Annotated in this window: 6 protein-coding genes and 1 pseudogene; all 7 read left to right on the forward strand. The window is 43.0% G+C overall.

Going from position 1 to position 13,648, the window contains the following annotated elements; all coding sequences use genetic code 11:
- Positions 1–455: 455 nt before the first annotated feature.
- Complete coding sequence (locus tag K6G33_RS02780) at positions 456–800, forward strand: hypothetical protein (RefSeq protein WP_296776001.1); 345 nt, start codon at positions 456–458, stop codon at positions 798–800.
- A gap of 27 nt (positions 801–827) precedes the next feature.
- Positions 828–1,373, forward strand: a complete 546-nt coding sequence (lepB, locus tag K6G33_RS02785) for a signal peptidase I (RefSeq protein ID WP_296776004.1) — start codon at positions 828–830, stop codon at positions 1,371–1,373.
- 291 nt (positions 1,374–1,664) lie between these two features.
- Positions 1,665–1,880: a hypothetical protein gene (locus K6G33_RS02790; protein ID WP_296776006.1), complete on the forward strand. Its 216-nt coding sequence runs from the start codon at positions 1,665–1,667 to the stop codon at positions 1,878–1,880.
- Between the two features lie 40 nt (positions 1,881–1,920).
- Positions 1,921–2,532 (forward strand): signal peptidase I, encoded by a 612-nt coding sequence (lepB, locus tag K6G33_RS02795; protein ID WP_296776009.1) that lies wholly within the window; start codon positions 1,921–1,923, stop codon positions 2,530–2,532.
- 66 nt (positions 2,533–2,598) lie between these two features.
- The gene (locus tag K6G33_RS02800; protein ID WP_296776012.1) at positions 2,599–11,274 is read left to right on the forward strand and encodes a Cna B-type domain-containing protein; all 8,676 of its coding nucleotides are present in this window, start codon (positions 2,599–2,601) and stop codon (positions 11,272–11,274) included.
- Between the two features lie 127 nt (positions 11,275–11,401).
- Positions 11,402–13,213 carry an isopeptide-forming domain-containing fimbrial protein gene (locus tag K6G33_RS02805; protein ID WP_296776014.1) on the forward strand — a complete coding sequence of 604 codons (1,812 nt, stop codon included), beginning with the start codon at positions 11,402–11,404 and terminating at the stop codon, positions 13,211–13,213.
- 120 nt (positions 13,214–13,333) lie between these two features.
- A pseudogene (locus K6G33_RS02810) lies at positions 13,334–13,648 on the forward strand (class C sortase); the annotation flags it as partial.

The raw sequence follows: 13,648 nt of genomic DNA on the forward strand, positions 1-13,648 counted from the left end.
ATAGTTGATCTTATATGTGAAATAAACTTGCGGAAAGATTAAGGATCACTGTTTAATACATTATACTTTATTTCGTATGCATTAGTCAATGATAAAATCCACGAAACAGGAACAGTGGTTTAAATTTGTGAATTGCAACAAGCTTGTTGAATTATTTTGTTTAAACTGTTGATAACTGTGTTGAATTGCAGTATAATTGCAGTAGGTATTGCAGCTTGTAGTTTTTTGTTTTAAGTTTACAAACTGCAAATGCAGAACTTTGTGGAACTGCGCGGATAATTGTTGCGATGTGTACATGATAAGAGTAAATTTTTTGTTAAATGCTACGAACAGACAGTCATTTTGTTAAAAAACAATGATTCTCGTTGACATTTTTGCTAAACAGATGGTATAATTGATTTGTAAAAATAATATACACCAATAAAGAAAATATATCATATATTACGGAGTGAATTATGACTGATAAGGAATTCAAAAAGCTAAAACGAAGTGATCTGATATCCATAATATATGAGTATCAGAAACGGCAGGAAGAATTGCTTGCAGAGATCGACAGCATGAGAACTGAACTTGAAGAAAAGAGAATTAAGATCAGTAATGCGGGATCGGTCGCCGAAGCGGTGGTCGGTCTCAATCGTCTTTTTGAGACCGCTCAGCAGACAGCCGATGATTATCTTGCACAGATAAAGGCATCTGTTGAGGAAGCTGAAAAAAAGGCGGCGGAGATCGTTGCAGAGGCAGAGAAAAAAGCAGCCGTTATACTTGAAGGAGCTAACAGAGTATCTGATGAGAAACAATGAGATGTAACAGAGAAAGAAGTTTTGGCAATGTCTGATGAGAGCAAAAAAGAGGTCGTCCTTCCTTCGATGGAACAGGTCGAGACCGAGCTTGATAAAATAAAATATAAGAGGAGATTCAGGAAAACTCTGCTTAGTACGGTCTCGATACTTATTGTTGTAGCAGCTGTGGCAGTGCTTGTTTCAACTTTGTTTTTCCCCGTTGTTCAGGTCGCAGGAAACAGTATGGCTCCGACTCTGAAAAACGGTGATATACTTTTGCTGATAAAGTCCGAAAAGGTCTCATACGGAGATCTGTGCTGCGTTTCATGGCAGAACAAGACGCTTCTGAAACGTGTTATCGGTCTTTCAGGGGATAAAATAGACATAGATCAGCAGGGGAACGTATACGTAAATGATGTGCTGATCGACGAGCCGTATGTCAGCGATAAATGCCTTGGCATATGTGAGATCGAGTTCCCGTATCATGTGCCGGACAATAAGGTATTCATACTGGGCGATATTGACCGTCCTAACTTGATACAAAATAACGAATATCGAGCCACCTCGAAAATGCCGATTCTACGCAGATTTTGAAAAACGGCTATTTCGAGAGAATGGGCAGTTATCCGCCAAAACAGCGGCGTTGATACAAAATAGTGAGCCAGCGGCTTGTACATTTTAACGAACTGCCGTACAATTTAACGATTACAAGGCGATGCCGAGTGTAATAATTAAATTGTACGCGAGTGGAGGACAGTTAATGATCTACTCTTATTCTGTTGGAATTGTACTTTAATGAATACAGTTGTACATCACACGAATACAGATATGATTTAACGAACACAACTGTATATCACACGAACACAATGGAGGGTGTTAAAGGTTATGACCGATAAAGAAGTACAGCACCTATCTAAGGTGCAGCTCATCGAAATTTTATATATGCTTAGTCAAGAAAACGACTCCTTAAGAGAGGAAAATGCGCAGTTGAAAGCAAGGCTGGACGCGATCGTAGATAAGATGGTTGAGGAGAGGTCGAGCGAGCCTGTGGGGACATCCGCGGAGGCGAGTCCTTCCAAGTCCAAGAAGAAACGAAAATAAGGCTGTGGGCATCCACAGATAACAATATTGAGAGTTTGAGATGGAAGAAGAGAAGAAGATTGTATCAGAAGAAGCTGAAGAGAAACGATTAGATATCCCAACCACAGCGCAGTTTGAAGCGGAGTTAAAACGGCTGCGGTATCGGCATAACTTCATAAAGTCATTGTGGAGTACAGTGAGTTCCTTGATTGTAGTGGCAGCAATCGCAATTATCATTTCAACGATGATCCTGCCGGTGCTGCGCGTTACCGGCACCAGCATGAATCCTACACTGAAAAACGATGAGGTGCTGCTCTGCAACAAATTAGCTGATATCAAACAGGGCGACATCATCGCTTTCTACTATAACAATAAGGTGCTGATTAAGCGTGTGATTGGACTCCCCGGCGATGTAATCGACATTGCAGAGGACGGAACGATCTATGTGAACGGCGAGGCACTTGATGAGCCGTATGTTTCAGAGCTGGCGCTGGGTGAGTGCGATATTCAGCTGCCGTATCAGGTGCCGGAATCTCGTTTTTTTGTCTGTGGCGACAACCGCGGAATTTCAATTGACAGTCGATCAACGAGTATTGGCTGCATCGCAGAGGAGAATATCATCGGTGTGGTATTTTTCAGAGTTTTGCCGATCAAGAGTATCGGCTTCTTTTAGAACTTCGGTGTATGGGTTTTATATGAAAGCTATATAAAACTATCTCAGGAAAGGAGAGTGCAGGAGTTGAAAGATCTACAGAACAGAATTCAGCAGTTGCTGAACGAGGAGAAGAATCACAACAGGGCTGTGGCGCTCATCACTGCACTGTCCCTTTTGATGATGTTTATTGTGCCGTATGTTGGGGTAATGCCGGGTGCGGCGATGACTGAGAATACAGTAGAGTATGAGCTTATTTGTGGCATAGAAGAACATACCCACACTGATGAATGCTATACGCTTATCTGTGAGGATGATTCTGAGGAGCATGAACATACAGAAGAATGCTATGAACTGATATGTGGGATGGAAGAGCATCAGCATGATGATGGGTGCTATGCTGAAATTGAATCCTTCGATTATAATAATAGCTACTTAAAAATGTCAGCACTTGGAAATACCAATATACTTGCTGCAGCAGGTTCTTCTGGGTTTGACGGACAAAGAAGTTCTAAAAGCAAGCCTGAAACAAGAGAAGATAATAATAATAATCTTATTAGTGCAACAGGCGGAAGTAGCTATTTCACGTCTCCAGTTACTGAAGTAGGTCCTAATACGAAGGAAGTTGAAGATAGCGAGATCCAAAATATCACAGTGTCAATCGGTGGTAATGATTACTCTGCTCCTGATCAAGATGGAAATGGAGTAACAGTACTGCTTGATGAGATGAGCTCTGATCCTATTGATGCAAGTTTTTCGATTAGATATTTAATTGAAAAGGACGGAGATAACTATCCCGTCAACGTTGATTCCCCTTGTATTTATTATCAGCTCCCTGATGGTGTTACAATTCCGGATGAGTACTTTGGAAGAACAAGATATGTTAGTGACCCGAATTATAACGGCCCTGACGGACATATTTCTGGATATTTTTCAATTAATGAAAATGGTCTTATTGTAATTCAGTTTACAGAGGATTATATCAGAAACAAGATTTATCAGTCTGATTACTTTGAAGGAAGCATTAACTTTGACGGAAAGATCAATCGTGCAAAGACTCAAAGTGGCGACAGAGAAATCATGATTGGTGGACTGATCCTTCAAATCCCATTTACAAATCAGGATAGTCAACTTGACAAGACTAATAGTGTAGTAAACACTGAAACCGGTATTGATATTAATTGGGCGATTACAGTTACTAATGTAGCGAACCCGGCAGAGTTGTCCGGATGCATACTTGATGACCCGATGTTCCAGAATGCAAGTGTAACGGTTGTGCCTTCTGATGCAGGATCATTTGTTAATGGACAGTTTGTGTTTGCCGATGCTGCGAATTATGCATCAGAAATCACATTTACTTATACGGAAAGTCTTGATGCAGATGACATCAATGATCGGATGCTTGCAGACAATAATCCTTATTCAAATCAGTTCGTTCTGGATAATAATACAGCAACACTGTATGCAAGTGATGGGACAACTGAATTAAAGCACAAAGATAGCACGGCATATAGTAACAAGCCTAGGATCGAGAAATCCGGTGAGGAGTCATATAAAAACGGTCGATGGATCAAGAGTACAATTTATTGGACAATTGATGTGACCGCTCCGCAAGGTGGAAATCTGAATGGGTATTATATCACAGATGATGTTCTGAACCAAACGCTTTCACAGGATAATAAGCTGAAAACGGATGGACTGACAGATGATAATGGTCATAAGAATTCAGTGGTTGTCATGAATGGCGATACGGAATTAACAGAAGGAACTCACTACACATACGATTCGAGCACAGGTAAAATTACATTCAACGGTGATTATGAATCGGTATCAATACTTTATGTTACAAATTGCCATGATGTTGAAAAGGACAGTGAAAACAAGCGAAATGTAAATAATACTGTTAGCTTGTATCATCCTGATAAAGACGATACGCCGCTTGGAACTGATAGTGCGTATGTGCCTTTTGATAATTCCACTTTCAGCTATGGTAAATATGCTTCCTATAATTATGATGATAACCTGATTACATGGGAAGTAAGCGGTACGGTTCTTAATCCAGCTAATGCTAATATCTACCTGAACGATCCGAATGTCCAGTTTTATTTGAAAGATGAGTCGTTCAAAACAATTGGATTAGACGAGCTGGCGCTTAAGTCGGCAAACTGGAATAATTCAATTTATGACTTTGTATTGGATACTACTCATGCTAATGACAGTACACCTTATCTTCTCATAAAGAGTGGTGACAGTGTCTATGGTAAGGTTCAGTATAAGTCTGGAACAGATGATACGCTGGAAATTGTTGACTATGAAGAAAACACACCATACCACCTGTCGGCGGTTGCATTCAATTATACGATTGATGTTAGCGGAACTGACGCAAAACCTGCAAACGGAACCTCAGTTACGAAAGATGGTATGACGATAACAGCCAATGAAGATGGTTCTATCATTACCTATGAGAACAGTTTGGGAAACGGTCTTTCGGGCGATGATTATAAGGGCGTAATTGGCGAGTTTAACAAGACGGTAAGAAGTACTATCGGCAAGAGCATGACAAGCGTGACTGGTGAGAGCAGTGTGCTTGGGCGAGATACTGGATGGTATTATACTGATCCGGAAAATCACAATGAACCTGTTTATAAGCAGCTTTCTTGGACAGTAAATCTTGTTCAGGATGAGGGCTTTGCGAAAGATTCTGTTTTTACAGATACGCTGAAGAGCGCGGACAGCAGCGTGCAGCATGTTTTTGATGCCGACATGCTTGACTTACAGATTACCCTCAAAACCAAAGAAAATGGGGGCACTGTGATAACCGGCTCCAATGTGTCGTACACACCCTCAATAAGTGGCACTACACTAACGGTAACGTTTGACGCGGATTATAGTGCTTATAAGTATGCAACAATAACCTATAATTCTAAGGCAATAGTATCTCAGATCAAAGGAAGTGGTGATGACTGGTCAACTGCTGATAACCGTTTCTATAATGAAGCTGAGTACGCAGATCATACCGCATCCAGCAGCTACTCTTATCAGAATAAGAACCCAGAGTATATCGAAAAGTTCAATTTGTCGCTCGATAAAAAGTGGTCTGATTCTGATACTACGAAACGTCCTGATAGCATTCAGTTCCGACTGCTGCGAAAGAGTGGCTCTGCATCTGCGACAGATGAGGAGAAAAAATGGAAGTATCTTTCTTATGATGCTGCAACAGGAAACTGGATAGAGCATGAAGAGGAAGGAACTTTGACAGATGATTCGCTCTATCTGTTCTCTGCTTATAGAACCAAAAACTATGCTTACTCCTTTGCAAATTTGCCAAAGGACACAACCGCACATGATGGCGATTATGAGTATAAGATCGTGGAGCTTCCGGTTGAGGCTTATGCAACTTCCTATCAAACTGGATATGCAGGCTTTTCTGGAAATCATTCTTATACGATCACAAATACCCGTGAGAATTCGATCGAGAAATATGTGCTGGATAAAGATGGAAACCGGCTCACCAATGAAATGATTGCTTTGGATAACCTTGAATTGGTTACGCTGAATGAAGACCATTACGCAGAGGCCAATGAGGCAGGTGCTAAGGTGAATCATAGCGGACAGTATTATCTTATCAGCTATGAGATCGACGTTGATATACTTGATGACTACGAGTATTTGCTTACAGATGTGATTCCAAGCGGAACTATATTTGTACATAATGTTACAGAATCAGGCAGCTATGAGTATCAGCCTTCTATAGATGATATTAAGCAGGCGATACACTTTGGATATGTCCACAGTTTTACTGGCGGAGGCGGCTATAATAATATCCATGTAGAAGTATCTGATGCGAGCAATGAAGTTAAGTTCACAAAATTAACTAAGAACAATCATCGTATTATGTACTATTTGGCAGTTTCTAAAGAAGAACTCGAAACATATGTTGATGGAACAGTATCCCTGACAAAACAGTATGATAATACTGCAACGCTTTCAGGAATGCAGCCGGTGACGAGCAGTGTGATTATTACTAAACAGAAAACCGATCACGAAGATAACACACTTATATCAAAGGATGTAGCAAATAGTACAGCTACAGATGATACTACAGGAGAATCATTCTATCAGGCTACAGAACAGGAACTGCGATATAGAATTCTCGTAAATCCTGAAGGCAAAAAACTCGCAGCCACAAATAAGTCTACTTATGATATTAACGATATTCTTAAAATTAATCCAAAGGATGTTGGTGTTGATATTGTGAGTGTGACGGTAAAGGAGGTTAAAATTACATCACCGCTTGCTACTGATGCAAATGGAAGGTATATCATTGATCCGTCAAAATATACTGTTACAGACGATGAGGAACCAATTACTTACTCCTATGTATCGGGTGATGATTCTGTTACAGAGTCGGATGTTTCAGGTGAGTATCTTTTCCTGAAAAAAGAAAATACAAACGACCATGTGGATTATTATGAAACAGAGCGTCATGTCACGATCCCAGATAATGAAGTCGTTTATTTAACAATAAAGGGAAAGATGAGAGACGAGTATAAAGGTAGCATTGATAGTTCCTACTCTCCCATTAACATTATATATCAACAGTATTTCACATATGGCAATCAACCAGTGGGTGAAACACTTAAGCCAACAGCAACAAGTGATTATGTGAAATCCTATGAGTATGATCCTGAAACTGGTGATTATACATTGCTCGTAAAACTGAGTAATATGCCAGCTAATACTTCAGATATCAAGATTGAACGCTCTGATTACAGAGGCGCAGGTATCACTTCAGTCACTGTTGAAAGTGCTACTCGCTATAAAACCAACGACCAAGGCGAACTTGTTATCACAGTTCCTGATTCAAAAGCATTGTTGATTGAGTATACTTACAAGGTTGATGTAAAATCCGGTCATATCAATGTTACAAATGAAGCCTCTATTGACACAGGAAGTGTGAGCGCATGGGATAAGGAAGACGGTACAGAATTTGAAGTATCTCAGGCTACTGCGTTCTCTGGTGCATCGAATGAAGTGAAGCTTGTCAAGCGTGATATCAATGATTACAATCTTAAAATCGATGCTGATTTCTATGTTGCCTATTATGATGCCGCAAGTGGAAAATGGTTTTTCAGCAGCAATACAACAAATTCCACGCAAGGAAGTGGAGCTACCGCATATACTGTCAACAGCTTTACATTTGATAAGGAAGCAGATGGCAATTCCATACCGAGCGGAGCTGCGAAGGTTTCTGTGCATGGAATCAATCACATCATACTCGACAGACAGAATGCTGTTTATAAATTCATTGAGGTTCCGACAACTCCCGGATATTTGGGAACAAATATTGCTTTCCCGGTATCTTATAACGGGATGACATTCAATACCTTCGATGAGCTTGTGAACGATTATCTGACAAATGAAGCAGAACGTTCCGCAGACAGAAATTATCCGTTCAGAACATTCTTCCAGACATATGTTCCGGTGCATTACTTCTCGTATGGCACGGGGACAATCACAAAACCGCCTGGTGTGGACAGTGATTTGATCAAAAATGTTTCGGTTGGTGATAATCTTAATATCGACAATACGAAGCTTCTTGGCGTTAAGGCTGAAAAGAACTGGAATGGCGGCACATGGCCGAATGGTGCGACTGCACTTTTGAAGCTCTACTATTCTGAAAAGAAGATTACAGACGGTTCTTTCCCTGAGTCTTTAAAGGAAGCCTCGATGGATGCGCTCGGTATTCAGGACAGCAACTTTAAGGCTACTGTATCTCTTAATTCCGGAATGCAGAGCTACACTTGGACGAATCTTCCGACATCTATCAACGATAAACGCATTTACTATTATGTGCGCGAGGAATCATATACGATCGATGGTGTTAACTACCGGTTGCAAGATGATGGGAGTTACACGGACGGCATGGAAAAAGGGCTGTATGCACCAAACTATGACGGAAATGGTATCTCTCGTTCTGACAGTGATTCTTCTGCTGTAGTTACCATCAGCAACACAAGCGGCTTGTTCCTGAAAAAGATCTGGCTCGACTACTACGGCGGCGAGATCGACGGAAGCTCCGAAGAGCTGCCACAAACGATCAAGGTGGAGCTAAAGGGCAAAAGAGCGACAACAGGTGCAGAGGAAAAACTGTATATCGTGGGTTCCGATGCAGTGGATGCTGAGGGCATTATCACATTGAGTGCGCCGGATTTCATGATGGAGCTGGACGGTAATGTCAGACTTCGGAATGCTCCTGCGGATTCGAGTGAGGATGAAGAAACAGCAAAATCGCATACCGTTAAGATCTCTGATTACAGTTTCTTTACTCTGACAGAAAAGGACAGTGACACAGCGATCTGCTGGGATACCAGTGTAACGCCAACGAATACAGCAGCAAAGGTCAGCGAAGTTTACCGTGCATCCTCGCTTTCAAGCGTGGTGAACGGAAAGGGTCAGATCGCAGTTGCGAATCAGAAAATGAAACCCACACCGATCTCCATCACAGCGAATAAGGAATGGGTAGGCGGAGTTCCTGAAGGAAGTCCACAGATTCAGCTCATTCTTTACAAGACGATGGATTCTACGGTGACAGAGGAAAATTTCGAGACAAAGCTGACATCCAGCGATCAGGTAGGAGAGGCTATTACTCTGCCGTATAATGGAAAATGGTCGTATACATGGTCAGGTCTTGAAAAGAAGGATGCGACATCCAAGCAGGATTACCGTTATTTCGTAAAAGAAGTAAAGACGGGACTGACCGGATATCAGGCACCAACCTACGACAATCAGGGCAGAACCGGCGGCGGTTCAATGACGGTATACAATACACCTGTTCCAAAAGCGCAGCTTGAAGTGATAAAGCAGTGGACTGACAAGGACAGCTCCAAGAGACCTGCGCAGGTTTATGTTGATCTGTACCGCATAGCTGAAACACCTGTAAATGCAGGAGACAGCGGCGGTGAACCGCAGGCACAGACACAGAGTTTCAAGGGGACAAAGGAAAACCGTCTCCTGAGTATGTCGGCTGTTCGCAGAGCGTTAGCACCGGAATCACCAGCACCGATGCAGCTACCGAGATTGAGTGCGATCGGTATTGCGACTTTGGCAACGGCTAGTGAGTTAACAGATTCGGAAGGTAGAACATACTACACTGACGAAATAGGTAATTATTATTTATTTACAATTGGTCAATGGGGACAGTGGGCTTCTTTTAATCTACCTGTTTTAGACAGTACAATGAGTTATTCTAAAATAAAAGTAGAAGGTGCTGTCGGAGATGGAACGATGTATTGGGGCGTTCCTAAATACTCTTGGGGCGGAGGTCAAGATACTGCAAATGCACTTCATACTTTTAGCACAAGTGCCGGTACTTATGATGTTAGCAATTACCAAATTGATGCTTCATATGATCAATTGGTGTTCTCTCCAGTTGCACAAATTACAGATGCTGGCGGTGTTAGCATAAAGGTGTACTTCGCCTCTTCCTTCCAAATCACCCTAGAATCCAATCTGACATTCGATGTTGACCCGAGTAATGCAGTCAAAATTGGTTCGAGTACAGTTGAATGTGATGCTGTGCCGCATATTGCCGGCGTAGATGATTCTAATGTAAGCGAATATGTGACAGTAACACAAAATGCTGACAAGGAATTCATGATGACTGTATTGAAGAATCCTCCCGGAAAAATCAGCGTGACCATAACAGACAAGTCAAATTCCGAGAATACTGGTTCGATTGACAACATCACGATCACCCCCATGCAAATCACCCCCACAAATGTATCTGCGCTTTCCACAAGTACAGACCTCATTACCATTCCGGTCACACACACGGCAGGAAATGCACCGCAGATTTCAGGCGGAGATGCTACCGTTGCTAGTTGTGTATATGATAACGGAAACCTTGTTATCACACCTGCAGGCAACGCATCTTCCCCGACAGCGGTCAGCTCAACATGGACAGTATCCTATGGCGGTGTTGAGATTCCGGTAACATTTACAGCAAACCCTGCACAGTTGACTGCTGAGATCACAGACGGTAAGACGCAATTTAACATTGGTGAAGAGTTCCATGTCAGAACCAACAAACCTGCCGGATTCCATCTGCAAAAATCAGAAACGGATTCAAACCCAGTTGATGGTTTGGTTCAGGTTGGAACACCGGCACAGGGCGATGATGGCTATTATACCTATACATTCAAGGTGAATGGACGTGAGGATATTGATGCTGCATATTTAGTAGCAGAAAACACGGACGACAGTAACCAGAATGTGGGTATGCCGGTTAGCTTCAAAATGGTGTATACAAAGCAAAACGTAGATGCCATTGAGAATATGACTGGTGAACAGCAAAATAACGCCCGAATCATCAATAACATTCCGCTTGTGCAGGATCCAAACAATCCTGACCGGTATATTTGCACGGATACAGCAACGCTTGCAAGGCTCGCCGCTCTTCCAATAACAGATGATAATGGTAATGCATATCATTATTACATTGTTGAGGATGAAACTGGATTAAATGGCTATGTTCCGTGGGATTACTCAGGTAACAACGGAAGCACACTGGGGGCAAACGGAAAGGTGACCTACACCGTCTATAACGGACGAAATGATGAGGACTCACCCTCCACCACCCTCCCCGAATCCGGCAGCACCGGCACCCGCATCTACTACACACTCGGTGCAATGCTCCTGCTCTTAGCGGCAGCCGGATACTGGGCCTACTCGATCAAGCGCCGGAGGTGGTACGATGAATGAGTAACCTCACACGGCACATGATACAGAAGTTACAAGCACAAACCACAAGAAGCCCCGTTCGAGGGTAGTGTGTGAAAGCCTGCCCTCTGGACACAACCCAAAATACTTATTATAAAGGAGTATTATCATGAAAAAGACAAGAAAGATCGCTGCTATGATCGCAGCAATGGCACTGACGGCGGCAATGTGCGTGCCGACAGCTATGATGAGCGCGAGTGCGGAAGCTACTCCGAATACAGTTACTATCACAAATGCAAGCGGCGCAAGTGATACGGCTACGCATGTCTACAATGCTTACAAGATTTTCAAGGGTACTGCCGGCTCAGGAAGCACTATTGAAGGCATCGATTGGGAATCCGCAGCGATTCAGACAGCTGTTATTACAGCTTACAATAGCGTTGATGGTCTTACTGATCTGGCAGCAGGAACTTCGGCTCTTGATGCTGCAAATGCTCTCAACGTTTTGAATGCTACGCAGCTGAAGGCAGTTGCTAAGGCTTTGGCAAAGAGTACAACTTCGCTTGGTACTGCAATTGCTTTGGAAGGAACAGCAATTACAGAAGCAAATATGGGCGATGGCTATTATCTGATTGTGGATACTGCTACTGCAGCTGATGCCAATAATGAGAACTATTCAACATCGTTCCCAATGCTTACAGTTTATGATGCAAGTGAGGGCCTTGAAATCACCACAAAGGGCACATTCCCGACGGTAGAAAAGAAGATTCAGGAAGATGACAAGACCGGAACATGGCAGAATGATGCTGTTTATGGCACACGATACAACGATACCGCTGACTTCTGTATCGGTGACACCGTTCCCTTCAAGCTGATTGGTACGATCCCAGATGAAACCACTCTCGGCTACTATCAGACGTACAAGTACATTTTCCACGATACTCTTGGTAAAGAATTTACACTTCTCGACAAGGACAATGCAGAAGTTGCAACAACTAATTATGCATCAGGTTTCGATGCAGATGATGTTGTGGTTACGATTGGCAATACAACTATTACAAGTGGCTATACTGTTACAGCATCGACATCTGGAACGGGCGATTCTCTGAAAACGGAAATTACTATCGAGTTTGCTGATTTGAAGTCTGTTACGCCTGCATTGACTGATGCACAGCTTGCGACTGCCGGAAAGGTAACGGTCACCTACAATGCAAAGCTGAATGCAAACGCTGTAATTGGTCAGCCCGGTCAGACAAATGAGGTTTATCTCGAATACTCAAACAATCCTACAAACAGCGCAAGTGGTGACACGGGTAACACTGGCAATTCCCCGAAGGATAAGGTTATTGCATTTACCTATCAGCTCGATGTGACCAAGAAGGATGCAGCAACAAATGCGACTATCAATGGTGCAAAGTTCGTTCTTAAGAATAGTGCTGGTGCATATGCAGTTGTTGCTGATGGTAAGATGACAGGTTGGATCACTCCTGATGCTGAAGCAACTATCAGCTATGACTCTACAGGTGATAAGATGATTTCTACACCTACTGAGGGTGAGGCAACTGATTTTGGAGCAACGATCTTTACAACTGCATCAGGTGGTGTATTCAGTGTAGTTGGTCTTGATGACGGTAACTATACTCTCGTCGAGGTTAAGCAGCCTGACGGCTATAAAATGCCTGATAACCCGAATACCACGTTTACAATTACCGCCGATACAGGCAATAGTCAGACAGATAATGAGATCGATGGCACTGAACTGGCTACGCTCACGATTACCGTTGGTACTGCATCGTCTGTAAACGGTACAGTGGCAGATGGTGACGTTGACATGGATGTATTCAATACAAATGGCGCAACCCTCCCCATCACCGGCGGCATGGGCACCACGCTCTTCATCCTCGGCGGCGGCGTGACCGCAGCGGCAGCGGGCATCTACCTCGTTTCCAAGAAGCGTGCAAAGGAAGAGGATGCACAGTAATCTCCCGCAACTATATAACAGACAGAAACACAGAATAGAAACCTAACATAAAACCTGCGCCTCCGTGGGGTGTCCTGCGGAGGCGGTCAGGGAGAAATCCACAAGGAGAAGATGATCGAAATGCAGTCGAAAAAGAAACGCGATATCATAATGACTGTGGTTTTCGGCTTCATCTTTCTTGCGGGTCTCTCCGTGATGCTTTATCCGACTTTTTCCAACTGGTGGAATCAGCGCCACCAGACACGCGCCGTGGCAAACTACAAAGAAGCCGTTGCGGAGATGGACAATGACGATACGGAACAGATACTCGCCGAAGCCCATGCTTACAACGAACAGCTTGCACAGCTTTACGCACCGTTCACCAATTTTGATGCTATTCCCGGCTATGACGATATCCTGAATATCTCCGGCACGGGCGTTATGGGCTACGTTTCT

It is taken from the genome of Ruminococcus sp. (assembly GCF_024691275.1).
GTDB lineage: Bacteria > Bacillota > Clostridia > Oscillospirales > Ruminococcaceae > Ruminococcus.

Excerpts from the sequence above, each read along its gene's own strand:
- lepB (WP_296776004.1), top strand. The coding sequence starts at position 828 with ATGTCTGATGAGAGCAAAAAAGAGGTCGTCCTTCCTTCGATGGAACAG.
- K6G33_RS02790 (WP_296776006.1), top strand. The coding sequence starts at position 1,665 with ATGACCGATAAAGAAGTACAGCACCTATCTAAGGTGCAGCTCATCGAA.
- K6G33_RS02780 (WP_296776001.1), top strand. The coding sequence starts at position 456 with ATGACTGATAAGGAATTCAAAAAGCTAAAACGAAGTGATCTGATATCC.
- lepB (WP_296776009.1), top strand. The coding sequence starts at position 1,921 with ATGGAAGAAGAGAAGAAGATTGTATCAGAAGAAGCTGAAGAGAAACGA.
- K6G33_RS02805 (WP_296776014.1), top strand. The coding sequence starts at position 11,402 with ATGAAAAAGACAAGAAAGATCGCTGCTATGATCGCAGCAATGGCACTG.